The 22863-nt window shown below is 71.2% G+C and carries 25 protein-coding genes and 1 rRNA gene (1 of these 26 running past the window's edge); 20 read left to right on the top strand and 6 right to left on the bottom strand.

Going from position 1 to position 22863, the window contains the following annotated elements:
• Positions 1-141 precede the first annotated feature (141 nt).
• On the top strand, positions 142-2550 hold the full coding sequence (locus L3i22_RS42900) for an ATP-binding domain-containing protein (protein ID WP_255657584.1): 2409 nt from the start codon (positions 142-144) through the stop codon (positions 2548-2550).
• Positions 2551-3034: 484 nt separating this feature from the next.
• Here the strand turns inward: L3i22_RS42900 and L3i22_RS42895 are convergent, their stop codons facing one another.
• Together L3i22_RS42895 and L3i22_RS42890 are read right to left on the bottom strand one after the other, a co-directional pair.
• Positions 3035-3631 (bottom strand): DNA-3-methyladenine glycosylase, encoded by a 597-nt coding sequence (locus L3i22_RS42895; RefSeq protein ID WP_221330423.1) that lies wholly within the window; start codon positions 3629-3631, stop codon positions 3035-3037.
• Between the two features lie 346 nt (positions 3632-3977).
• Positions 3978-4475: a MarR family winged helix-turn-helix transcriptional regulator gene (locus L3i22_RS42890; RefSeq protein WP_221323164.1), complete on the bottom strand. Its 498-nt coding sequence runs from the start codon at positions 4473-4475 to the stop codon at positions 3978-3980.
• A 97-nt stretch (positions 4476-4572) separates the two neighbouring features.
• On the opposite strand from L3i22_RS42890, the gene L3i22_RS42885 reads away from it, so the two are divergent.
• Together L3i22_RS42885 and L3i22_RS42880 are read left to right on the top strand one after the other, a co-directional pair.
• Positions 4573-4947 (top strand): DoxX family protein, encoded by a 375-nt coding sequence (locus L3i22_RS42885; RefSeq protein WP_221323163.1) that lies wholly within the window; start codon positions 4573-4575, stop codon positions 4945-4947.
• Positions 4948-5272: 325 nt separating this feature from the next.
• The gene (locus L3i22_RS42880) at positions 5273-5956 is read left to right on the top strand and encodes a hypothetical protein (RefSeq protein ID WP_221323162.1); all 684 of its coding nucleotides are present in this window, start codon (positions 5273-5275) and stop codon (positions 5954-5956) included.
• Between the two features lies 1 nt (position 5957).
• Here L3i22_RS42880 and L3i22_RS42875 read toward each other — a convergent pair whose 3' ends face one another.
• Positions 5958-6203: a hypothetical protein gene (locus L3i22_RS42875; RefSeq protein WP_221323161.1), complete on the bottom strand. Its 246-nt coding sequence runs from the start codon at positions 6201-6203 to the stop codon at positions 5958-5960.
• A gap of 251 nt (positions 6204-6454) precedes the next feature.
• Here L3i22_RS42875 and L3i22_RS42870 point away from each other — a divergent pair, with 251 nt between their 5' ends.
• The 4 genes from L3i22_RS42870 to L3i22_RS42855 all read left to right on the top strand — a co-directional run bounded on the left by L3i22_RS42870 (position 6455) and on the right by L3i22_RS42855 (position 8987).
• A complete protein-coding gene (locus L3i22_RS42870; RefSeq protein WP_221323160.1) occupies positions 6455-7330 on the top strand; it encodes a helix-turn-helix transcriptional regulator in 876 nt (291 codons plus the stop codon).
• Entirely contained in the window at positions 7323-7535 is a 213-nt protein-coding gene (locus tag L3i22_RS42865) for a DUF397 domain-containing protein (protein ID WP_221323159.1), read from the top strand. Before L3i22_RS42870 ends, L3i22_RS42865 begins: the two co-directional genes overlap by 8 nt.
• Before the next feature lie 117 nt (positions 7536-7652).
• Positions 7653-8420, top strand: coding sequence for a CAP domain-containing protein (locus L3i22_RS42860; RefSeq protein WP_221323158.1), 768 nt, complete (start codon positions 7653-7655; stop codon positions 8418-8420).
• 12 nt (positions 8421-8432) lie between these two features.
• Positions 8433-8987 (top strand): TetR/AcrR family transcriptional regulator, encoded by a 555-nt coding sequence (locus L3i22_RS42855; RefSeq protein WP_221323157.1) that lies wholly within the window; start codon positions 8433-8435, stop codon positions 8985-8987.
• On the opposite strand, the gene speB is transcribed toward L3i22_RS42855, so the two are convergent.
• Positions 8952-9986, bottom strand: coding sequence for an agmatinase (gene speB / locus L3i22_RS42850; RefSeq protein WP_221323156.1), 1035 nt, complete (start codon positions 9984-9986; stop codon positions 8952-8954). The genes L3i22_RS42855 and speB overlap by 36 nt on opposite strands.
• Positions 9987-10087: 101 nt before the next feature.
• Here speB and L3i22_RS54110 point away from each other — a divergent pair, with 101 nt between their 5' ends.
• The 11 genes from L3i22_RS54110 to ptsP all read left to right on the top strand — a co-directional run bounded on the left by L3i22_RS54110 (position 10088) and on the right by ptsP (position 19530).
• A complete protein-coding gene (locus L3i22_RS54110; RefSeq protein ID WP_370644567.1) occupies positions 10088-10705 on the top strand; it encodes a type II toxin-antitoxin system PemK/MazF family toxin in 618 nt (205 codons plus the stop codon).
• A 26-nt stretch (positions 10706-10731) separates the two neighbouring features.
• Positions 10732-11388 (top strand): hypothetical protein, encoded by a 657-nt coding sequence (locus tag L3i22_RS42840; RefSeq protein ID WP_221323155.1) that lies wholly within the window; start codon positions 10732-10734, stop codon positions 11386-11388.
• A 21-nt stretch (positions 11389-11409) separates the two neighbouring features.
• Positions 11410-12069, top strand: coding sequence for a nucleoside monophosphate kinase (locus L3i22_RS42835; protein WP_221323154.1), 660 nt, complete (start codon positions 11410-11412; stop codon positions 12067-12069).
• A gap of 633 nt (positions 12070-12702) precedes the next feature.
• Positions 12703-13464 carry a DeoR/GlpR family DNA-binding transcription regulator gene (locus tag L3i22_RS42830; RefSeq protein ID WP_221323153.1) on the top strand — a complete coding sequence of 254 codons (762 nt, stop codon included), beginning with the start codon at positions 12703-12705 and terminating at the stop codon, positions 13462-13464.
• Positions 13465-13541: 77 nt separating this feature from the next.
• Positions 13542-14483 (top strand): 1-phosphofructokinase, encoded by a 942-nt coding sequence (pfkB, locus tag L3i22_RS42825; protein WP_221330421.1) that lies wholly within the window; start codon positions 13542-13544, stop codon positions 14481-14483.
• A 152-nt stretch (positions 14484-14635) separates the two neighbouring features.
• Positions 14636-15826: a PTS mannitol transporter subunit IICB gene (mtlA, locus tag L3i22_RS42820; RefSeq protein WP_255657582.1), complete on the top strand. Its 1191-nt coding sequence runs from the start codon at positions 14636-14638 to the stop codon at positions 15824-15826.
• Between the two features lie 20 nt (positions 15827-15846).
• A complete protein-coding gene (locus L3i22_RS42815) occupies positions 15847-16155 on the top strand; it encodes a PTS lactose transporter subunit IIB (protein WP_221323152.1) in 309 nt (102 codons plus the stop codon).
• Positions 16148-16594 carry a PTS sugar transporter subunit IIA gene (locus L3i22_RS42810; RefSeq protein WP_221323151.1) on the top strand — a complete coding sequence of 149 codons (447 nt, stop codon included), beginning with the start codon at positions 16148-16150 and terminating at the stop codon, positions 16592-16594. Before L3i22_RS42815 ends, L3i22_RS42810 begins: the two co-directional genes overlap by 8 nt.
• A complete protein-coding gene (locus L3i22_RS42805; protein ID WP_221323150.1) occupies positions 16594-17634 on the top strand; it encodes a zinc-dependent dehydrogenase in 1041 nt (346 codons plus the stop codon). The genes L3i22_RS42810 and L3i22_RS42805 overlap by 1 nt, the downstream gene beginning before the upstream one ends.
• Before the next feature lie 8 nt (positions 17635-17642).
• Entirely contained in the window at positions 17643-17918 is a 276-nt protein-coding gene (locus tag L3i22_RS42800) for an HPr family phosphocarrier protein (RefSeq protein WP_221323149.1), read from the top strand.
• Positions 17911-19530: a phosphoenolpyruvate--protein phosphotransferase gene (gene ptsP / locus L3i22_RS42795; protein ID WP_221323148.1), complete on the top strand. Its 1620-nt coding sequence runs from the start codon at positions 17911-17913 to the stop codon at positions 19528-19530. Before L3i22_RS42800 ends, ptsP begins: the two co-directional genes overlap by 8 nt.
• Positions 19531-19584: 54 nt before the next feature.
• Here the strand turns inward: ptsP and L3i22_RS42790 are convergent, their stop codons facing one another.
• Positions 19585-20097: a hypothetical protein gene (locus tag L3i22_RS42790; protein WP_221323147.1), complete on the bottom strand. Its 513-nt coding sequence runs from the start codon at positions 20095-20097 to the stop codon at positions 19585-19587.
• A 31-nt stretch (positions 20098-20128) separates the two neighbouring features.
• Positions 20129-20878 (bottom strand): polyphosphate kinase 2 family protein, encoded by a 750-nt coding sequence (locus L3i22_RS42785; protein ID WP_221323146.1) that lies wholly within the window; start codon positions 20876-20878, stop codon positions 20129-20131.
• Between the two features lie 60 nt (positions 20879-20938).
• On the opposite strand from L3i22_RS42785, the gene tyrS reads away from it, so the two are divergent.
• Complete coding sequence (gene tyrS, locus L3i22_RS42780) at positions 20939-22195, top strand: tyrosine--tRNA ligase (RefSeq protein WP_221323145.1); 1257 nt, start codon at positions 20939-20941, stop codon at positions 22193-22195.
• 544 nt (positions 22196-22739) lie between these two features.
• A 16S ribosomal RNA gene (locus L3i22_RS42775) occupies positions 22740-22863 on the top strand; it runs 1394 nt beyond the window's last position.

Here is a 22863-nt window from a genome sequence, read left to right as displayed (position 1 = left end):
CCCTCCGGGTTGGGCGGGCGTGACCTCCGGGGTCGGCGGGCATGGCCGGAACGGCACCGCCCTGCTAGGCTCGGCAGTTGCTGTGTTTTGAGCTCGCCAGAGCCGAAAAATCCACCATCAGAATAAGCCCTGGGGGTACGGGTGTCAAGTCTGTCAAGCCTCGCCGACGAACAATCGCACCTCAGCGTGATCTACCGCCGTCTCGACGAGCTCCGGGCGCAGGTCCGGGACCGTCTCGACGAGGCGCGGCTGCGGTCCGGCGGCGGACCCGGAGCGCTCTACCAGCGGGACGCGGTGACCTACGCGTACGCCGAGCGCCTCGCCCGCTACGACGCCGTCGAGGAGGGCCTCTGCTTCGGCCGGCTCGACCTGCGCGACGGCGCCCGCCGGCACATCGGGCGGATCGGGATCCACGACACCGACGAGCCGCTGCTGGTCGACTGGCGCGCGCCGGCCGCCCGGCCGTTCTACGTGGCGACCGCGATCACCCCGTTCGACGTGACGTTGCGGCGGTACATCCGGACCCGGGGCCGTACCGTCGTCGAACTTGATGATGAAGTTCTCGACCTGGACGCGGCCACCGATCGCTCCCTGGTCGGCGAGGCCGCGCTGCTCGCCGCGCTGACCGCGAACCGCACCGGCCGGATGCGCGACATCGTCGCCACCATCCAGGCCGAACAGGACCGGGTGATCCGCGCCGAGCCCGGTGGCGTGCTGGTCGTCCAGGGCGGGCCCGGCACCGGGAAGACCGCGGTCGCGCTGCACCGCGCCGCCTACCTGCTGTACACGTTCCGCGAGCAGCTCGCCGTCCGCGGCGTCCTGATCGTCGGCCCGAACGCCACCTTCCTGCGCTACATCTCCCAGGTCCTGCCGTCGCTCGCGGAGACCGGCGTCTGGCTGGCCACCCCGGGCGACCTCTACCCGGGAATCGTCGCGCGCCGCACCGAGCCCGCGGAGGTCACCGAGCTCAAGGGCCGCGCGGTGATGACCGACCTGCTGGCCGCCGCCGTCCGGGACCGCCAGCGCGTGCCCGCGGAACCGCTCGAACTCGAAGTCGACCACCACACGCTGCGCCTCACCGCGACCGACTGCGAGCCGGCCCGGCAGCGCGCCCGCGCCTCCGGCCGCCAGCACAACCTGGCCCGCCCGATCTTCGTCGCCGGCGTGCTCGACGCGCTCGCCGCCCAGGTCGCCGACCGGATCGGCGACGACCCGTTCTGGGACGACCCGCTCGGCGAGGACGACGCCCTGACCTCGCCGAACCTGCTCGACGACGCCGACCGCGCGGACCTAAGGGCGGACCTCGCGGCCAATCCGGTGGTCCGGGCGGCGATCGACTCACTCTGGCCGGTGCTCACCCCCACCCAACTACTGACTGACCTGTACGGATCCCGCCCCGCCCTGCTCTCCGCCGCGTCCCAGCCGCCCGTCGCCGCGTCGCCGCTGCCCACTGCTGAATCCCCGCTGCCCGCCACTGCATCGCCGCTGCTCTCCGCCGCGCCGCCGCTGCCCAGTGCTGCCTCGCCGCTGCCTACCGCCGCCTCGTCGCTGCCCGGTGCCGTGTCGTCGCTGCTCACCGTGGCCGAGTGTGAGCTGCTCCGGCGTGCGCCGGGTGGTGACTGGTCCCCGGCCGACGTGCCGCTGCTCGACGAGGCGGCCGAACTGCTCGGCGAGGACGACCGCGCCGCCCGGACCGCCGCCGCCCGCGAACAGGCACGGCACCTCGCCTACGCCCAGGGGGTCCTGGACATCACGGCCGGCTCGAAGTCATATGAACTGGAGGACGACGACGAGGCCGCGATCCCGAACATCGCCGACATCATGGAAGCCGACATGCTCGCCGACCACCTCGGCGACCGGGAGTTCCGCTCGGCCGCCGAACGCGCCGCCGCCGACCGCGACTGGGTCTTCGGCCACGTGATCGTCGACGAGGCCCAGGAACTGTCCCCGATGGCCTGGCGCCTGCTGATGCGCCGCTGCCCGAGCCGCTCCATGACAATCGTCGGCGACCTGGCCCAGTCCGGTGCCCTCGGCGCCCCGGCGAGCTGGGCGGACGTACTCAGCCCCTACGTCGCGGACCGCTGGCGCCTGGCCGAGCTGACGGTCAGCTACCGCACCCCGGCGGAGATCATGGACTACACCGAGCAGGCCCTGGCCGGCGCCGAGCCCCCGATCGTCCCGCCCCGGCCGGTCCGCTCCACCGGCGAAGCCCCGTGGGAGGCGGTCGGGACCCTGGCCGAGCTGACCACCCGCGTGCCGGCGGAGATCGCCCTGACCGGCGAGGGCCGCTTGGCGGTGATCACACCCGCGGCACACCTGGCGGCCCTGGCGGAAGCCCTCCCGTCATTAGCCACGGGGTCATCGCCGGATTTGGAGGACCGCGCGGTCCTGCTCACTGTCACCCAGGCCAAGGGCTTGGAGTTCGACACCGTCATAGTCGTCGACCCGGAACGCATCCGGGCCGACTCCCCTCGGGGCGCCAATGACCTGTATGTCGCCCTGACCCGCCCCACCCAACGCCTCGGCGTCTTCACCGTCCTGCCGGAGTGAGCCCCTCCGGACCTCCACCCGATCCCCGCCGCTGAAAGTCCCCACCCACCGGGGGCTGACCGCCTCGGTGCCATTATCCAGCGAATTCGCAAGATCACGTCGGCAGCCTGTGGACAGACCGCCACTGTGGACAACCCCCAAAGCCCGGCAGGACGTGCTATGCCCGGCGGCCAGGGCGGTGCTGGGTCGGTGCCTGGTGAGCGGCGCGGTGCTGGGCCCGCGTCCGTCGGCGGGCGGGCCTCGCAGAGTCCGTCCCCGGCGGGCGGGCGCGCTGACGTCCGTGTCCGGCGGGCGGGGCGCGCTGAGGTCCGTGCCCGGCGGGCGGGGCGCGCTGAGGTCCGTGCCCGGCGCGCGGGCGCGCTGACGTCCGTGCCCGGCGCGCGCCGGTCCCGTGTCCGGTGGGGTGGGGCGTGCTGAGCCGGTGGGGTGTACTGAGCCGCGCTGGGCGGGAGGTGTGGTGCTGAGCCCGCGTCCGGGGGAGGCGCTATGCCCGTGCCCTGCGGGCCTTGGGGACGTGGCGTCGATAGGCGCTGACCGTAGGGTCCCCGGCGATCCAGAAACGCCACGGGACGTCGTGGGCCGAGGTCACCCCGACCCGTGGACCGGCCGCGATCGCGCCGACCACGCCCTCCGGCGGAGTAAGCGTCGCCGGCCCGGTGCCGTCCACCACGGAGGTGTCGTTGGCCGCCCGGTCCAAGGCCAGTACCTGCATCAACTTCCCCGGCCCGGCGGCCAGATCGGCATCCCGCCGGGCCGCGGGCCGGCGGTTCCGGGCCGTCTCCAGGCCGTCCACCACCTCGCCCGCCCGGAGCAGGACGGCCGCCGCCTTCTCCGGTTCGCCGCAGACGATGTTGGCGCAGAAGTGCATGCCGTAGATCTGGTAGACGTAGAGCCGCCCGGCCGGTCCGAACATCACCGCGTTCCGGTTGGTGACGCCGCGGTGGGCGTGGCTGGCCGGGTCCGCGCCGAGTCCGCTGTAGGCCTCGACCTCGGTCAGCCGCACGGTCACCCCGTTCGCGGTGAGCCGCCAGCCCAGCAGTTCCCGCGCGGCGGCGTCCACGGCCTCGGCCGGCAGCTCCATCCATCCGTAGCTCACCCGGATCACCCAACCACAGGCCCGATCAGGCGAGCGTCCGCAGGGACCGCTGCGAGCAGCCCGGGCCGCGGACCGGGAAGCCGGACCCCGATCACGGGCACCCTGCCGGCGCGCGGCTCGTGCGGCCGAGCGCCGAACGCGAGCAGCTCACCCAGCCGAGCGCCGAACGCGAGCAACTCGGCCGGATCCTGATGGCCGGCGCGGAAGATCGGGCACGGAGTGCGAACGCGGGCCGCGAGGGGCTGTGCGTGGAACGGGATGGTGTCAGCGGAGGCCGGAGCGTGGAATGGCGTCGGGGTCAGCGGATGCCCGGGCGTGGAACGGCGTCGGGTCAGCGGGGGCCGGGGCGGTCGGCGCCGCAGGGGTCGTCCGGGTCGACAGCGCGCATCACGCGCCGTCCGATGTCCCGCAGCTGCCGGATCTGCGCCTTGGTGAGCTGGTCGAAGACCAGGTGCCGGACCTCGGTGACGTGACCGGGCGCGGTCTCGACCACCTTGTCCCAGCCGTCGTCGGTGAGCACGGCCAGTGTGTACCGCCCGTCGTCCGGGTCGGTGGTGCGCCGGATCCAGCCGCGTTTCTCCAGGCGGCCGACCGCCTGGGAGAGCCGGGCCAGCGACCCCTCGGCCAGCACCGCGAGCGTGCTCATCCGCAGCGTCCGCTCGGGGGACTCGGAGAGGCCGGCGAGGATCCCGTATTCGAAGTGGCTCAGGCCGGCGTCACGTTGCAGTTGTGTGTCGAGCGCGGACGGGAGCCGCATGAAGAGGCTCATCAGGACCAGCCAGGCTTCGCGCTCTTCGCTGCTCAGCCATGGTGTCTCGGACGTCTCCATGCCCCGAGCATAGCTCAAGCGCTTAACCCTCGATCACTTGCATGTTTAAGTCAGCAGGTCTAGCTTTCACTCAACTGTTGAAGTGAAACGAGGAATCATGAACGTCGTTCTGTGGATCATCGCGGGCCTGCTCGCGGCCGCTTTCCTGGCCGCCGGCGCGATGAAGGCGCTGCAGCCGAAGACGAAGCTGATCGAGTCCGGCATGGGCTGGGCCGCCGATCTCAGCGACGGCCAGGTCAAGCTGATCGGGGTGGTGGAGGTGCTCGGCGCGATCGGCCTGGTGCTGCCGGCGCTGCTGGACATCGCCCCGGTGCTGGTCCCGATCGCGGCGACCGGTCTGGTGATCACCATGATCGGGGCGGTCGTGGTGCACGTCCGCCGCAAGGAGAACCAGGCGATCCTGCCCAGCGCGGTGCTGCTGGTGCTGTCGGCGGTGGTGGCTTGGGGCCGGTTCGGGCCGTATTCGTTCTGATCCATTCCGGACGCCCCGAAAGCGGGGGCCCGCTCCTGGTGACGAGCGTGTTACCGATGGGTATAGTTCGCCGCCATCGGGACGGGCTGGGGAGCGAGCGATGGCGCAGGCAGGGGAGCCGGTGAGCACTGAGGAGCCGGCTCCGAATAGTGCCCCGCAAAAACCGGAAAAGTCGGAAATCGGCGTGGGGGCGGCGAACCGGGCGACAGCCGGCACGCCAAAAGCGGCGCCAAAGCCGGCGCCGAACGAGGCGCCGGGGACGGCGACCGGGACTTCGACGGGCGGAAGGTGGCGCTTCCTCCGTACCGAAATAATCGGGAGATTCTTGACTCGCCGCACCGCCGCGACCACCGGCGGCATCGCGGCGGTCCTGGTCGTCCTGGTGATGATGATGTGCAGCGGCGTCTTCGGCGGCGGCGCCGCGGCCCCGGAGATCCCGCTCGCGGATCTGCCGACCGGCGCCGGCCCGCAGGCCTCGGCGGTGGCCCCGGTGCCGATCGCCCCGCAGGCGGCGACGCACCCGGTCCGCGCGGCCGGCGACCTCGACGCGGTCTGCGGAAACACCTACTTCCCCGCCGCGCCGAAGTATCAGGGCAAAGGCCCCCATCCCGTCGTGATCAGCGCCAAGGAGCGCCTCGACCTGGGCACCCGCACGGCCCGCACGCTGAACCGCTACGCCTACTCGGGCTCCGCGGCCGGCAAGAAGGCCTGGGCCCCGGCCGCGAAGCAGGCCCAGTTGGTCGCGTGTCTGGACCTGATCGGCGGCGGCGCCAAGGTCGGGGAGTGCAAGACCGACCTCCCGGCGACCCCGAAGATGCCGCTGGTCGTCGGCAAATACCGGCTTTCCGTGTACGAGGTGGCCACCGGCCGGAAGATCGCCGAGGCCAGCCTGAACGGCGCGGGCAAGACCTGCCCGTGGGTCGTGATGACCGGTTCCGATCCGACCCTCTATACGACGGTCGACGACAACCAGCTCTACCGCTCGCTGCAGGCGAAGGTGACCAAGTAGGTCAGGCCGGGTCGGTCCAGCCCAGGAACCGTTCGTAGAGGTCGGCGGGCGGGCCGCCACTGCCGGCGGCCCAGTCGTCGATCGCCTCGATCATGCACGAGCCGAGGTAGACGGCGAGCCCGTGCGGAAAGCTCTGGTACTGCTCGGCGAGCTCCACCTTGGCGGTGGCGCACGGCCACGGCTGACCGCAGACCCGGCAGTCCCACTTGGGGCGCTCACCGACGTGTTCGGTCCGCGGCACGAGCATAGGGAACCTTACTTTCTGCGATTCGACGGCTACACATTGGAGCGTTGCGTGCTTTAGGCTCGGGCTCAAGCCGCGACAGCGAGAATCCCGGAAATGGATTCTCGGCGTCTCGATGCAGGCGTTCGGATCGTCTCGTTCGAGACACTTCGCTGTCGCGGCCGGTGGCGCGGCTCCGGGACGATGCGGGGGCGGGCCGCCGGCGACAGCACACCGCCAGGCGGGGCGGCGTGCGACGGGGAGGAGGTCGCGGCATGTCCGAGACGGGGTCGACGGTACCGAGACGGCAGGTGGGGCGCCTGCTCAAACAGTTGCGGGAGCAGGCCGGTGTCTCGCTGATGGCGGCGGCGCAGGAGCTGGAGTTCTCCCGCGCCCGGATGTACCGGATCGAGAACGGCGAGGTGCCGGTCCGCAAGCACGACGTGATCGCCATGTGCGGGGTGTACGGCGCGCCCGGCCACATGACCGAGGTGCTGATCGGGCTGGCCCAGGAGTCCAAGGCCAAGGGCTGGTGGCACGCGTACGGCGACGTCGTCCCCGCCTGGTTCGAGCTCTACGTCGGGATGGAGCAGGCCGCGGGCCGCCTCCGGCAGTACGCGCCGAGCGTGATCCCCGGCCTGCTGCAGACCCGGGAGTACGCGGAGTTCGTCTTCGGCCGCTGGCTCGGCGACGACCCGGCCGCGGTGGAAAACGCGGTGGCTGTCCGGCTGGAGCGGCAGTCGCTGCTGCGCCGCAGCCGGCCCAAGGCGCCCCGGCTGGAAGTGATCATCGACGAGGGGGTGCTGCGCCGTGGCGTGCCGGACACCCTGGGCATGCAGAAGCAGCTCGCCCACCTGGTCAACGTCTCCACCGGGCCGGATGTCAGCGTCCGGGTCGTGCCGTTCACCGCCGGCCCGCACCAGGCGTCCAGCTCCGGCCAGTTCACCGTGCTGGAGTTCCCGGCGGTCGGGACGACTTCGCCCGAACCGACCACCATCTATTGCGAGAATCTCACCGGCGCGCTCTACCTGGATAAGCTCGGCGAGGTCGAGACCTACGAGAACATCTGGGCCGCGCTCGATGCCACAGCGCTGAGCCAGTCCGATTCCGATGACCTGATCGGCGCGATCATCAAGGAGAGCGATGGCTGACCTGACCGGTGCCGTCTGGCACAAGAGCACCCGGAGCGGCGGTAACGGGGGCGACTGCGTCGAGGTGGCCGGCAATCTTCCCGGGATCGTGGCGCTGCGGGACACCAAGGACCCGGACGGTGCGACCCTGGTCTTCTCCCGCGGGGAGTGGAACGCGTTCCTCGAGGGCGTCCGGGCCGGCGAGTTCGACACCGGCTCGCGCTGACCCTTATCAGTCTGTGAGCCGTTCCTTAAGGAATCCTTTACGAGCGCCTTCGTGCCCGGCCGGTCACCCATAGTCGAGGGGCATCGTCCCCTGTCCGGCTTACAAAGGTGAATACCCGTGTCGCTCCACGCTGCTTCCCGTGTCCGTTACACCCTGGTGGCGGGTTCGGCAGCCGTAGCCCTCGGTGCCGGGTTCATCGTGATGGGTCTCGGACAGCAGGCCTCCGCCGATCCCCGGCCGGCTGACGTCCCGCTGGCCGCCGTCCCCGCCGGTGGCCTGCCCGACGCGCCCGGGACGCCGGCCGCGGGCCTCTTCGCGCCGTCCGCCTCGGCCTCCACGCCGGGCGCCCCGTCGGCCTCGGTGTCGCCCAAGGTGACGGTGAAGCCGAAGCCCTCGGTCACCACGGCCAGCACCGGTTCGACGAAGAAGTCGGAGACGTCCAAGGTGGCAGCACGGTCTACGGACCAGTCGATCCTGGGGCAGGTCCTCGCGCACATCAACGCCGCCCGCGCCGACGAGGGGCTGTCCGCGCTGAAGCTCGACGCCGACCTGTCCAAGGCGTCCGCCCTGCACAACGCACTGATGATCGACGGCTGCGGCCTGTCCCACCAGTGCTCGGGCGAGGGCGACATCGGCACCCGGTTCAGCGCCCAGGGCGTCGACTGGAGCTCGGCCGGGGAGAACATCGGCTTCGGGTCGAGCGGCAGCAGCGACTCGGCCATGATCCAGGCGGCCAACGGCCTGACCGACTCGATGCTGGCCGAGACCCCGCCGAACGACGGGCACCGCAAGAACCTGCTCAGCAAGAGCTTCACCAAGATCGGGCTGAGCATCGTCCGCGACGACAAGGGCATCACCTGGATGACCCAGGACTTCGTCGGGTGATAGAACTGGCCGGTGAGGCGGTCAGCGGCTAAGCGGGTCGACGTGCTCGCCGCGGCCGGCGAGGTGGTCGCGGCGCGCGGCGCCGACGCCACCCGGTTCACCGACGTGAGCACCGCGACCGGGGTCGGCGTCTCCACGTTGCAGTACTACTTCGGCACCCGCGAGGACATGCTGATCGCGGTCTTCCGGCACGCCGCCGAGCGGGACTTCGAGCTGGTCGGCGAGCGGCTGGAAGCCTTGACCGACCCGTGGGAGCGGCTGCTGGCGATCGCCACCCACCTGGGCAACGACACCACCTGGCGGCTCTGGGTGGAGAGCTGGCGCTGGGCGTCCCGGGATGCCGAGGTCCGCGCCGACGTGCTGAACGACTACACCCGGTGGCGGGGGCTGATCGCGGAGAACATCACCACCGGCGACCCGATGCGGACCGCGCGCCAGGTCCTCGCGCTGATCGACGGCCTCGCCCTCCCGGTCGTCCTCGGCGACCCGGCCATCGACCGGGCCGCCGCCCACGACCTGCTGGCGGACGGACTAGCCCGCCTGCTCGGCCGTTCCCCGGCCCTGTAGCAGCGGCGTCGACCGCTTCCACCGCGGCCCGTCACCGTCCTTGCGCCGCCGCGCCATCCCGGACAGCGCTTCGAGCACCACCCGGTTCCCGAGCATCGCGGTGATCTCCGCGTGGTCGAACGGCGGCGACACCTCGACGATGTCCATCCCGACCACCGGCAGCTCGTGGCAGATCCGGGACACGCTGTCGAGCAGCTGGCGGGCGGTGAAGCCACCCGGCTCGGGGGTCCCGGTGCCGGGCGCGTGCCCGGGGTCGCAGACGTCGATGTCGACCGACAGGAAGATCCCGTCGCACTCGTCCATGGCGATCTCGAACGCGCTGTCCAGCACCGCGTCCAGCCCCCGTTCGACGATCTCGCTCATGTGGAACGAGTTCATCCGCTGGTCGGCCATCCAGTCCAGGACGTCCGGCCCGGGCCAGTAGCCGCGCAGGCCGAGCTGCAGGAACCGGTCCCCGCGGACCGCGCCGGACTCGATCAGGCGGCGCATCGGCTGCCCGTGGCCGTAGAGCGAGCCGAACTCGATGTCCCCGGTGTCCGCGTGCGCGTCGAAGTGGATCACCGAGATCCGGCCCGGACCGTGCGCGGAGGCGACACCGGCCACGTCCGGCCAGGTCACGGTGTGGTCGCCGCCGAGGATCAGCGGGATCGCGTCGTGCTTGGCGACGAAGCTGACGGCCTCCTCGATGGTCCGGACGCTGCGCTCGATCTCGCCGCTGAACACCTCCAGGTCGCCGGCGTCCTTGACGGTCAGGTCGTCGGTGAGCGCGTCGACCCGCATCGCCAGGTGCGGGCGGGAGCCGTCGTGCGGCAGGTAGTCGGTGCCGCGGATGACCTGCGGGCCGAACCGGGCGCCGGGGCGGTGCGAGGTGCCGCCGTCGAACGGGGCGCCGATGATCACCACGTCGGCGTCCGCGTACGACGACGGCTCGCGCCAGTCGCAGGCGGGGACCCCGAGGAACGTGTAGTCCGGCCCGAACATCGGTCCATAACGCGTCATGCTGTGCATCCTTCCCGGCTGATGGTGCTGGCGGGGACTGTATCTTCATACTGTATGGCCGTACAGTTCCGGCCAGGCCGTAAGGTGCACCGGTGCTCGAAATGCTGATCTCCTTCCTGCGCAAGCTGTTCGGCGCGCCGCCCGCGGAGCCCACGACCCCGCGGTCGACCGGCCGAACCGTGCGCCCCCCGAAGCCCGCCGCACCCCCGCGCCCGGGCGCGTCCAACAAGCCGAAGCCGGCACCCCCGAAGCCCGCAGCCCCGAAGCCGGCAGCCCCGAAGCCGGCGCCTCCGAAGCCCGCGGCGGAGCGGCCCAAACCCCACCCGCCGCGCCACATCCCCACCCAGGACCGCGGCCGCAAGATCGACTACGCCCCGAACCTCGACGGCGACGCCGACCCCGGCGAGATCGTCTGGACCTGGGTCCCCTACGAGGACGACCCGAACCAGGGCAAGGACCGCCCGGTCCTGGTCGTCGGCCGGGACGACCGCACCCTGCTCGGCCTGATGCTGTCCAGCCAGAGCGAGCGGGACGGCCAGCGCAACTGGATGGCGCTCGGCGCCGGCGACTGGGACAACACCCAGCGCCCGAGCTGGCTGCGCCTGGACCGGGTGCTGGAGGTCCACGAGGACGGCATCCGCCGCGAGGGCGCGATCCTCGACCGGGGCCGCTTCGATCGGGTGGCGGCCGAGCTCCAGCGGGATTACGGCTGGGCGTAATCGGACAACGCGTTAGCGTTGGGGCCATGGATACGGACGTCATGGCGGGTTTCGGCGGCAAACAGGCATGGCTGGCGATCGCCGTCTCCTCCGCGAACGAAGCGAAGCACGATGCGGGGAACGAAGCGGAGCACCAGGCGGAGACCGAACCGGAGACCGAGGCGAAGCCCGGCCCGGAAGCCGTCCTAGCCGCCCTCGAACTGCGCGACCTGGGCCCGATCCGCTGGCGCGACGGCCTCGACCTGGCCCACCTCAACGGCGACCGGGTGGCGGTGACCCCACCGCTGCCCGGCGCCCGCGGCACATCCTGGATCCTGGCGTTCGGCCGCCTGCTGCTGAACCCGATCCCGGACATCGTCGGGCTCTCCGCGGCCCTCGGCACCGAGGTGCAGTACTTCGCCACGCATCGGGTAACGGAGTTGCATCGATGGCAGCGCGCGGTGAAGGGTGATCTCGTGCGCGCGTTCGGGTATGTCGGGCAGACCGGCGAGGTCACCTCGTGGTTCGGTGAGCCCGGCCCGGCCGAGCGGGAGGCCGGCCTGCCCGGCGAGTTCGATCCGGAGGAGTCCACGGTCCTGGTCGCCGAGCGCGACGTGTTCCGGGTGGCCGGCGCCTGGAGCATCGATCCCACCACGTTGACCGGTCCCGCACCCGGCCCGCTCCGGATCGGCGCGGCGGACTGACCTCTCGAGAGGCCACGGCTCATGCGCAAGTACGTGATCATGGGAGTTCAGGGCAGCGGCAAGGGCACCCAGGCCCAGCTGCTCGCCCAGGACCTCGAACTCGTCCACATCGGCGTCGGCGACATCTTCCGCTGGCACGTCCGCAACCACACGAAGATGGGCGCCCAGGTCCGGCGGATCATGGCGGCCGGCGATCTGGTCAGTGACGAGCTGGTCGAGTCGGTCGTCCGGGAGCGCCTGGACCAGCACGACTGGAACTACGGCTTCATCATCGACGGCTTCCCGCGCAACGGCCGGCAGGCCGAGTTCTTCATGGAGAGCTACGACATCGACGCGGTCATCCACCTGGAGCTGCCCGACGACGAGGTGCGCCGCCGGGTGCTCAGCCGCCGCGTCTGCCCGAACTGCGGGATGGACTACAACCTGATCGGCGACCGCCCGGAGCAGGAGGGCCGCTGCGACATCTGCGGCCACGAGCTGACCACCCGCGCCGACGACACCCCCGAGGCCCTCGAGGCGCGCCTGCGCGACTACCACGAGAAGACCCGGCCGGTCCTCGAGCTCTTCCAGCGCAAAGAGGTCGTCCACGACGTCGACGGCCGCCCGCCGGTCGACGAGGTCCAGAACGCCATCCGCAAGACCCTCACCCTCCCGGCCTACCTCCCGCCGCTGGACCGCTGACAGATCAAAATCAGCCTTCGGTACGGGCTCGCCCCGCCCCCAACCGCAGCCGAGCGCCCCTGGCGCCGGGCCCGAGAGGTGACCCCGGTGCCGGGCCGCCCGGCGACCATCCGCCCGGGTCGGTGGCCCGCGAGCCGGTCCCGCCCCGCCACTGCGGCCGCGCCTCCCGGCCCCGGCCGCCGCTCAGGCTGTCCCGGAGCCCGGCAACAGCCCTGAGCGCCGGCCGTTTGCCGTCGCGTGTCGCGCACGCCGGGACCTGGTTCGGCTCGCGGGTGAGGGAGCCCAGCGCGTGGTGGTCGTGGCCCCGCGCGTCGAAGCCCGCGCGACGATCGCCGCCCGCGGAGCGCAGCGCGCGGTGGTCGTGGCCGCGCGCCGCGGCCCGCGGGACGATCGCCGCCCGGGCCGCCGCGGACTGAAGCCAACACATTCGGGCGTGCCGGAAACCAACACAAGCGGGCATCGGTGATCTCCTTCGCGGCTTACGCCACGTGCGGGGGATATCACCCCATCTATCTCCATTCGTCGCCCACGAGTTTGGATGTAAGGAGACCGAAATCTCTTTGACATATTGCGCTCGGGCAAAAGCGGGCGTAAACAAAGACAAAGCCAAATTGATGTGCGGGCGGTGAGTGGATGTACGCGGAGGAACGGCAGCAAGAGATCGTGCGGCGGGCCCGCGCCGAGGGCCGGGTGGACGTGGTGGCGCTGGCGGACAGCTTCACGGTCACGGCCGAGACGATCCGGCGGGACCTGACCGTGCTGGAGCGGGCCGGCGTGCTGCGCCGGGTGCACGGCGGGGCGATCCCGGTCGAGCGGCTCGGCTTCGAGCCCGCGCTGGCCGCCCGCGACGCCGTGCTGATCAGCGAGAAGGAGCGGATCGCGAAGGCCGCGCTGGCCGAGGTCCCGGAGGACGGCGCAATCATCCTGGATGCCGGGACGACCACCGCCCGGCTGGCCCAGCTGCTGCCCGCCGACCGGGAGCTCACCGTCGTGGTCAACTCCCCGGTCCTGGCCGCGATGCTGGGCGTGAAGCCGAACCTGTCGGTGCTGCTGCTCGGCGGCCGGGTGCGCGGGAAGACGCTGGCCACCGTGGACGACTGGGCGCTGCGCCCGCTGTCCGAGATGTATGTCGACGTCGCGTTCATGGGCACCAACGGCTGCACCGTGGAGCGCGGCATGACCACCCCCGACCCGGCCGAGGCGGCGGTCAAGCGGGCGATGATCGCCGCGGCCCGCCGGGTGGTGCTGCTCGCCGACCACACCAAGATCGGCAACGATTATCTGGCCCGGTTCGGCGGTCTCGCCGAGCTGGACCTGCTGATCACCGACGCCGGCCTGGACCACGAGCTGGCCGCCGAGGTCGAGGCCACCGGCGTCCGGCTGGTGCAGGCATGACCGGCGGCACGCCCGACCTGGGCATGACCGCCGGCACGCCCGACCAGGGCATGACCGGCGGCACGCCCCACCCGGGCATGATCCTCACCGTCACCCTGAACCCCAGCGTGGACCGCGCGCTGGAGGTCGACGTGCTGGTCCGCGGCCAGGTCCTGCGCGCCGCGGACTCGCACATCGACCCGGGCGGCAAGGGCGTCAACGTCTCCCGCGCGCTGCTGGCCAACGGCATCCGGTCGACCGCGGTCGTCCCGGCCGGCGGCGCCGAGGGCGAGCAGCTGGTCGATCTCCTCAAGGGCGAGGGGGTCGATCTGGTGGCCGTCCCGATCACCGGGCGGACCCGTTCCAACATCACCCTGGCCGAGCCGGACGGCACGGTCACGAAGATCAACGAAGCCGGCCCGGTGCTCGCCACCGCCGAGTTCGACCAGGTCAGCGACGCCGTGCTGGCCGCCGCGAAAGCCGCCGACTGGGTGGTGATCTGCGGCAGCCTGCCCCCGGGCCCGTCGGTGCCGGCGTTCGCGGCGCTCTGCGAGCGGCTGGTCGCGGCCGGCGCCCGGCTCGCCGTCGACTCCAGCGGCCCGGCCTTGCTCGCCGGGGTCAACGCCGGAGCCGCCCTGGTCAAGCCGAACCGGGAGGAGCTGGCCGAGGCGGTCGGCACCGAGCTGCGGACGCTCGGCGACGTGCTGGACGCCTGCGAGAAACTGCGCAAGGCCGGCGCCGGGACCGTGCTGGCCAGTCTCGGCGCGGACGGCGCGGTGCTGGTCGAGGAGTCCGGCGTGCTGGCCGGCGTCTCGCCGGTGACCAATCCGCGCAGCACGGTCGGCGCCGGGGACGCGCTGCTGGCCGGGTTCCTCGCGGCCGGCGCGTGCGGCGAGGCGGCGCTGGTCGAGGGCCTGGCGTGGGGCGCGGCCGCGGTCAGCCTGCCGGGCAGCCGGATGCCGCGACCACAGGACGTCGACCGCACGATTGTCCGCATCGACCCCCACCCCGACCCGTCCCGCCCGATCAGCCCCCACTGATCGGCCGCCTGCTCACCACGTACCGAATCCAAAAATCAGCGGCCGCGAGGTCGCGGCGAAGCTCTACCCGCAGCAAAACCGAAATTCAGTAACAAAACCGATTTTTCAGTACGGGGGATTGGCACGACCCCAGTCAATGAATGGAGATCCTCATGGCCTCTTCGTACACCCCCGAGGTCACCGGCGGCGGCTTCCGGGCCTCCGTGCAGAAGCTCGGCGGCTATCTGGCCGGCATGGTGATGCCCAACATCGGCGCCCTGATCGCCTGGGGCCTGATCACCGCGCTGTTCATCCCGGTCGGCTGGATACCGAACGAGAACCTGGCGCAGCTCGTCGACCCGATGATCAAGTACCTGCTGCCGGTCCTGATCGGTTACACCGGTGGCCGGATCGTGCACGGCCAGCGCGGCGCGGTGGTCGGCGCGATCGCCACGTTCGGCGTCGTGGTCGGCGCGGACGTGCCGATGTTCCTCGGCGCGATGATCATCGCCCCGCTCACCGCCTACGTCCTCAAGCTGTTCGACGGCGCGATCGACGGCAAGGTCAAGCCGGGCTTCGAGATGCTGATCGACAACTTCTCGGCCGGCATCATCGGCGCGGGCTTCGCGATCCTCGGCAAGCTCGCCGTCGGCCCGGTCGTCGACGGCCTGACCAAGGGCGCCGGCAACGCGGTCGACTGGCTGCTCGACCACAGCCTGATGCCGCTCGCCTCGATCCTGGTCGAGCCGGCCAAGGTGCTGTTCCTGAACAACGCCATCAACCACGGCGTGTTCGGCCCGCTCGGCGTGCAGCAGGTGCAGGAGCACGGCAAGTCGATCCTGTTCATGATCGAGTCGAACCCCGGCCCCGGTCTGGGCCTGCTCACCGCGTTCCTGTTCTTCGGCCCGAAGTCGCTGCGCCCCAGCGCCCCGGCCGCGATGATCATCCACTTCCTCGGCGGCATCCACGAGATCTACTTCCCGTATGTGCTGATGAAGCCGCGCCTGATCCTCGCGATGATCGCCGGCGGCATGTCCGGCGTGGCCACCTTCATGATCACCGGTACCGGCACGGTCGCCACCCCGGCGCCGGGCAGCATCTTCGCCTACTTCGCGGTCACCGCGAAGGACGGCTACTTCGGGATGATCCTCGGCGTCGTGATCGCCGCCGCGGTCACCTTCGGGGTCGCCTCCGTCCTGCTCGGCTTCGGCAAGCTCAAGTCCGACCAGGAGCTCGACGAGGCGGCCGCGGACGACGCCATCCTGGCCGCCGAGACCGCCGGCACCCAGCACCCGACCGCGGACGACCGCGTCGCCGCCTCCTCCTCCGAGACCGTCCTGCAGGACAAAACCGAAACCGCCTAATCCGAAACGGAGGTCCGGCCATGGCCACCATCAACGGCAAGGACATTCAGAAGCTCGTCGTCGCCTGTGACGCGGGGATGGGCAGCAGCGTGATGCTCGCCAGCACCCTGCGCAAGCAGCTCGGCAAGAGCGGCGTCACCGTGGAGCACACCCCGGTGAACTCCATCCCGGCCGACGCCGACCTGGTGATCTGCCACAACGGACTGGCCGCCCGGGCCCGTTCGATCGCGCCCGGCAAGCCGATCGTGCCGTTCCAGGTCTTCCTCGGCGACCCCGCGGTCACCAAGGTGGTCAAGGCCATCCAGCAGGGCACCGACATCAATGTCTGAGCTGCTGGACCGCCGGGCGATCCGGCTGACCGAGACGGCGGCGGACCGCGACGACGCGATCCGCCGCACCGGCCAGGCCCTGGTGGACATCGGCGCGGTCGAGCCCGGCTACGTCGACACCATGCTGGCCCGGGAGCGGTCGATCTCCACGTACGTCGGTGAGGGTGTCGCGATCCCGCACGGCACCCTCGGCGGCAAGGAACTGGTGAACCGGGACGCGCTGTCGGTGCTGCGCTTCCCGGACCCGGTGGACTGGGACGGCGAGCCGGTGACCCTGTGCGTCGGCATCGCCGCCAACGGCGACGGGCACGTCGAGCTGCTCGCCGCCCTCGCCGAGATCCTGCTCGACGAGGACCAGGCCCGTGAACTGCGCGAGGCCACCGACCCCGAGACCGTGATCCGGCTGCTCGGGGCATTGAAAGAAGAGGACAGCAACTGATGAAGGTCGTGCGATTCCACGCTCCCGGCGACGTCCGCTTCGAGGACGCGCCGGAGCCCGAGGCCGGCCCGGGTGAGGTCAAGATCCGGGTCCGGAACTGCTCCACCTGCGGCACCGACGTGAAGATCTCCAAGTTCGGCCACCACCACATCCACCCGCCGCGGGTGATGGGCCACGAGATCGCCGGCGAGATCGTCGCCGTCGGCGCCGGCGTCGAGGGCTGGGCCGCCGGCGACCGGGTGCAGGTCATCGCCGCGATCCCGTGCGGTGAGTGCGCCGAGTGCACGCGCGGCCGGATGACCATCTGCCCGAACCAGGTGTCGATGGGCTACCACTTCGAGGGTGGCTTCGCGCAGTTCATGGTCGTACCGAAAGAGGTCTTGAAGGTTGATGGTCTGAACCGGATCCCGGACGGGGTCTCGTTCGCCGAGGCGTCGGTGGCCGAGCCGCTGGCCTGCGCCCTCAACGCGCAGAACCTGGCCCGGGTCGGCGCGGGCGACGACGTCGTGGTGATCGGTTCCGGTCCGATCGGCTGCCTGCACGTCCGGCTGGCCCGGGCTCGCGGCGCCGCCCGGGTGTTCCTGGTCGAGCTCAGCCGGCAGCGCCTGGAGATGGCCGCCAACCTGGTCAAGCCGGACGCCGCGATCTGCGCCGCCGAGGTCGACCCGATCGAGGAGGTGCTGAAGCTGACCGACGGCCGGGGCGCCGACGTGATCATCACGGCCGCCGCCTCCGGGAAGGCGCAGGAGCAGGCCATCCAGATGGCCGCCCGGCAGGGCCGGATCAGCTTCTTCGGCGGGCTGCCCAAGGACAAGCCGACGATCACCTGCGACTCGAACCTGGTGCACTACCGGGAGCTGATGATCATCGGCGCGAACGGGTCCAGCCCGGCGCACAACAAGCAGGCGCTCGACCTGGTCGCCACCGGCGCCGTGCCGGTCGCCGACCTGATCACCCACCGTCTGCCGCTGGACCAGGCGATCGAGGCGTTCGGCATCGTCGAGCGCGGCGAGGCCATCAAGGTCACCATCGAGCCTTAGGAGTCGTTATGCCCACACGTACGGTCGCCGTCGGCTCCGCCAGCGGGCTGCACGCCCGGCCCGCGAAGATCTTCGTCGAGGCGGCGGCGAAAGCCCCGGTGAAGGTGACCATCCGGGTCGGTGAGAAGAAGCCGGTGCCGGCCAAGAGCATGCTGTCGGTGCTCGCGCTCGGCGCCAAGAAGGGCACCGAGGTGACCCTGGAAGCCGACGGCGACGGCGCCGACCAGGCCCTGGACGGCCTGGCCGCGCTGCTCGCCAAGGACCTGGACGCCGACGATGCCTGAGAGTCTGACCGGGATCGGGGTGTGCGCCGGGGTCGCCGCCGGTCCGCTGTTGCGGATCGCCGCGGCGCCGGCGCTGCCCCCGCCGGGCCCGGTCACCGACGCCGGGGCGGAGGTGGCCCGGGCCTACGCGGCGCTCGCCGAGGTCGTCGCGGACCTGGAGCGGCGGGCGGCCCGCGCGGCCGAGGAGACGGTGGCCGAGGTGCTGCGGGCCGAGGCGCTGATGGCCGACGACGAGGAGCTGCGCGACGCGGTCCGCGAGCACGTCGAGGGCGGCACCGACGCGCCGCACGCGATCGACGCCGCGTTCGGCACGTTCCGGGAGATGTTCGCCGAGGCCGGCGGCTACCTCGCGGAGCGGGTCGCGGACCTGGACGACCTGCGGGACCGGGCGGTCGCAGTGCTGCTCGGCCTGCCGATGCCGGGGGTCCCGCAGCCCGGCTACCCGTACGTGCTGGCCGCCCGGGACCTGGCCCCCGCGGACACCGCCGACCTGGACCCCACGCAGGTGCTCGCGCTGGTGACCGAGGTCGGCGGCCCGACCAGCCACACCGCGATCCTGGCCCGCGCGCTCGGGCTGCCCGCGGTGGTGGCCTGCCGGGGCGTGCTGGCGATTCCGGAGCACACCCTGGTGCAGGTGGACGGCGCGACCGGGCAGGTGGAGTTCGGCGACTTCGTGGTCCGGCGGGCCGAGGACGCGCTCCTGCCGGAGGTCTCCGGCCCGGGTGGCACCTCCGACGGGCACGCGGTGAAGCTGCTGGCCAACGTCGGGTCGGTGAAGAACGTGCCGGCCGCCGACCAGGCGCACGCCGAGGGGATCGGGCTGTTCCGCACCGAGCTGCTGTTCCTCGACCGGACCGCCGAGCCGACCGAGGACGAGCAGATCGGCGCGTACCGGGACGTCTTCCGCGCGATGGCCGGCCGGCGCGTGGTGATCCGGACGCTGGACGCCGGCGCCGACAAGCCGCTGCCGTTCCTGAACCAGGACGGCGAGCCGAACCCGGCGCTCGGGATCCGCGGCCTGCGCATCGCCCGGCAGCGCCCGCGGGTGCTGACCACGCAGCTCGCGGCGATCGCGGCGGCCGCGGCGGAGTGCGACGCGGACGTCTGGGTGATGGCGCCGATGGTGTCCACGCTCGAGGAGGCGACGTCGTTCGCGGCCGCCGTCCGCGAGGCGGGACTGCCCCGGGCGGGCGTGATGATCGAGGTGCCGGCCGCCGCGCTGCGCGCCGCCGACCTGCTCCGGGTCGTCGACTTCCTGAGCATCGGGACCAACGACCTGAGCCAGTACACGTTCGCCGCCGACCGGATGTGCGGCGACCTGGCCGACCTGCTCGACCCGTGGCAACCGGCGCTGCTGCAGCTGATCGCGATCTGCGGGGCGGCGGGCCGGGCGAGCGGGAAGCCGGTCGGGGTGTGCGGGGAGGCGGCCGCGGACCCGGCGCTCGCCCCGGTGCTCGCCGGGCTCGGCGTCAGCAGCCTGTCGATGTCACCGCGGGCGCTGCCGGGGGTGCGGGCGTCGCTGGCCCGGTACTCGTACGACGAATGCCGTCGCCTCGCGGAGCTCGCGGTCGCCGCCCCGGACGCGGCCTCGGCCCGCAAGCTGGTGGGCTGAGGGGCCGGCCTCCGCCGCAGGCGGAGGCCGCAGCCCGTCGGATCGGTCTCGGTCTCAGTTGAACGGGAAACCGGGCGGGAAGTTCACCGACACGTCCGGCGTGGACAGGTTCGTCATCCGCTGGATCACGTCCAGCGCCACCTGCGGCGTGCCGGGCGCGCCCTCGACGACGATCACCCGCTTCTTGGTCTTGTCCTGGTAACCGGCCTCGACCCGGTACGTGTACCGGCCCTTGGTGCTGGCCGGCGCGTACTTCGGCCGCAGCGACCAGAACGCCGGGGTGGAGGCCAGCCGCAGGATGTCGGCCTCCTCCTTGGACGACGAGCCGACCAGGGTGAACACCGACTGGCCGACCTGCCCGGACCGGGTCCGGACGACGACGACCGCGACGGCCCGCTTGACCTTGGCCTTCTGGACGACGGCGGCCGGCGTCACGGCCGGCAGGGCGGCGGCCGGGGCGGCCGAGGCGGCCGTGACCTGCGGTACCGGCTCGGTCGCGATGGCGGCACCCGCGGTGCCCGCGACACCCACCACGACAGCGGCGAGACTCAACAGCAACTTACTCATGCTGTCACGATATCGGGCAAAAGCCGTCAAATCAGGCTAATACCCCGAGCTTGGCGAGCCGCTTCTCGACCGTGTCGCAGACCTGCTCGACCACCGCGAACCGGGCGTAGCCCTTGTCGTCGCCCGGGATGACGTGCCAGCGGGCCCGCGGCTGATCGGTCCGGGACAGCATCTCCTCGATCGCCTCCTGGTAGGCCCCGCGCTTCTTCCGGTTCCGCCAGTCCTCGTCGGTCAGCTTCCAGGCCCGCAACGGATCGTTCGCCCGGTCCTCGAACCGGTTCAGCTGCTCCTTGTCGGAGACGTGCATCCAGAACTTGACCAGGATCGTCCCCTCGGCGGCCAGCGTGCGCTCGAACTCGTTGATCTCGTCGTACGCCCGCTTCCACTGGTCGTCGGTGGCGAAGCCCTCGACCCGCTCCACCAGGACCCGCCCGTACCAGGAGCGGTCCAGCACCGCCATGCCGCCGAACCCGGGCAGCACCCGCCAGAACCGTTGCAGGAAGTGGTGGCGTTTCTCGTCGTAGGTCGGCGCGGCGAACTGCGCCACCCGCACGTGCCGCGGATCCAGCGGCGCCACCAGCCGCTTGATCGCCCCGCCCTTGCCGGACGCGTCCCACCCCTCGAACACCACGCAGAGCGGCGGCCCGATCTTCTTCTCGCCGATCTGCCCGCCGAGCAGCAGCCGCAGCCGCAGCAGCCGTTCCTGTGCCTCTTCCAGCCGCGCCTCGGCCTTCTTCTTGCTGATCTCGACCGGCGGCTTCGCGCTACCCAGGTGACCCATCCGATCAGCATCCCCGAAACCCGGTGTGTCGCGCACCGAGCGGTGCGGGAGAATCCGTGCGTGACTCTCGTAGACGACCTGACGTGGCGTGGACTGATCCAGGACTCGACCGATGCCGACGAGCTGCGCAAAGCACTCGACGGTGGCTCGATCACGTTCTATGTCGGCTTCGACCCCACCGCCGCCTCGCTGCACGTCGGTCACCTCATGCAGGTCTGCACCGCGATGCGGCTGCAGCAGGCCGGCCACAAGCCGCTGCTGCTGGTCGGCGGCGCGACCGGGCAGATCGGCGACCCGCGCGAGTCCGCCGAGCGCACGCTGAACCCGCCGGAGGTGGTGGAGAGCTGGGTGCAGCGCATCCGCGAGCAGCTCTCCCCGTTCGTCACCTACACCGGGGAGAACGCCGCCACCCTGGTCAACAACCTGGACTGGACCGGCCCGACCTCGGTCATCGAGTTCCTCCGCGACGTCGGCAAGCACTTCCCGGTCAACAAGATGCTGGCCCGCGACGTGGTGCGGAACCGGCTGGAGAGCGGGATCAGCTTCACCGAGTTCAGCTACCAGCTGCTCCAGTCGAACGACTTCTACCAGCTGCACGTGCGCAACGGCTGCACGCTGCAGTTCGGCGGCTCCGACCAGTGGGGCAACATCACCGCCGGGGTCGACTTCGTCCGCCGTCGCGGCGCCGGCCCGGTGCACGCGTTCGTCACCCCGCTGGTGCTCAAGGCGGACGGCACCAAGTTCGGCAAGACCGAGGGCGGCGCGGTCTGGCTCGACGCGACGATGACCAGCCCGTACAGCTTCTACCAGTTCTGGATCAACAGCGACGACCGCGACGTCAGCAGGTACCTGCGGTACTTCAGCTCCAAGTCCCGCGAGGAGCTGGAGGAGCTGGAGAAGGCCACCGCCGAGCGCCCGCAGGCCCGGCTCGCGCAGCGCGCGCTGGCCGAGGAGCTGACCGCGCTGGTGCACGGCGAGGAGGAGGCCCGCCAGGCGATCGCCGCCAGCCAGGCCCTTTTCGGGCGAGGTTCGCTCGACGAGCTGTCCGCCGACACCTTGCGCGCCGCTCTGGCCGAGGCCGGATTGCTTTCGGTACGGGGTGAGCTGCCGCCCGTGGGTGCCCTGTTGAAGGACGCCGGCCTGGTGGCGAGCGCGAACGAGGCGCGGCGGACGATCGGTGAGGGTGGCGCCTACCTGAACAACGAGCGGATCACCGACGGTGAGGCCGTCGTCCCCGCTTCGGCGCTGCTGCACGGGAAGTTCCTGGTCCTGCGCCGCGGCAAGCGCACGTTTGCCGGCGTGGAGCTCATCGCCTGACGTTTTTCCCGGCGGCCCGGTCCCTCGTTGGGGGACCGGGCCGTTCTCATCTGTCCGGGTTTGCGCGGTCGCCGTGGGTGGCCGTTTGCCCTCTGACCTGAGGTTTTCCGGCCTCCAGGGGTGTGACCGTGGTCGCCCCGCCCCGATTTGGAGTTGCCGGGGGCGACGGGTAATGTTTACCGAGCCGCCAGGGAGACGGGCGAGCGACCGGGACCCGCAAGGGGCTCGGAGCGGCCGTCCTGACGGAAATGTTCTACCAAACCTAGTCCTACCAGATCTCGCGATCTAGCGATCGCGAGTTCTTTCGGTGCGGAAAATCCGGTTGCGAAACACGGATTTGACGAACTGAGAATGGCGGGTAAAGTAGAGCGAGTGCCCCGGAGAAGTGGTTCGAGTCACGGTGTGCGGTTGTTCTTTGAGAACTCAACAGGGTGCTTTAAAAGCCAGTGCCAATTGGCATTATATTCTGCTGGGCCTTACCGGGTCTGGTGGGAGATTCCTTTGGCAACATTTGTTTGTTGCCGGGACGCTTTTCCAAAAGTTTTTATTGGAGAGTTTGATCCTGGCTCAGGACGAACGCTGGCGGCGTGCTTAACACATGCAAGTCGAGCGGAAAGGCCCTTCGGGGTACTCGAGCGGCGAACGGGTGAGTAACACGTGAGTAACCT

Origin of the sequence: Actinoplanes sp. L3-i22 (genome assembly GCF_019704555.1) — a bacterium.
In the GTDB taxonomy this organism is placed as follows: domain Bacteria; phylum Actinomycetota; class Actinomycetes; order Mycobacteriales; family Micromonosporaceae; genus Actinoplanes.
Note: the sequence above shows the minus strand (reverse complement) of the source record. Positions and strands in the feature narration are given on the sequence as shown.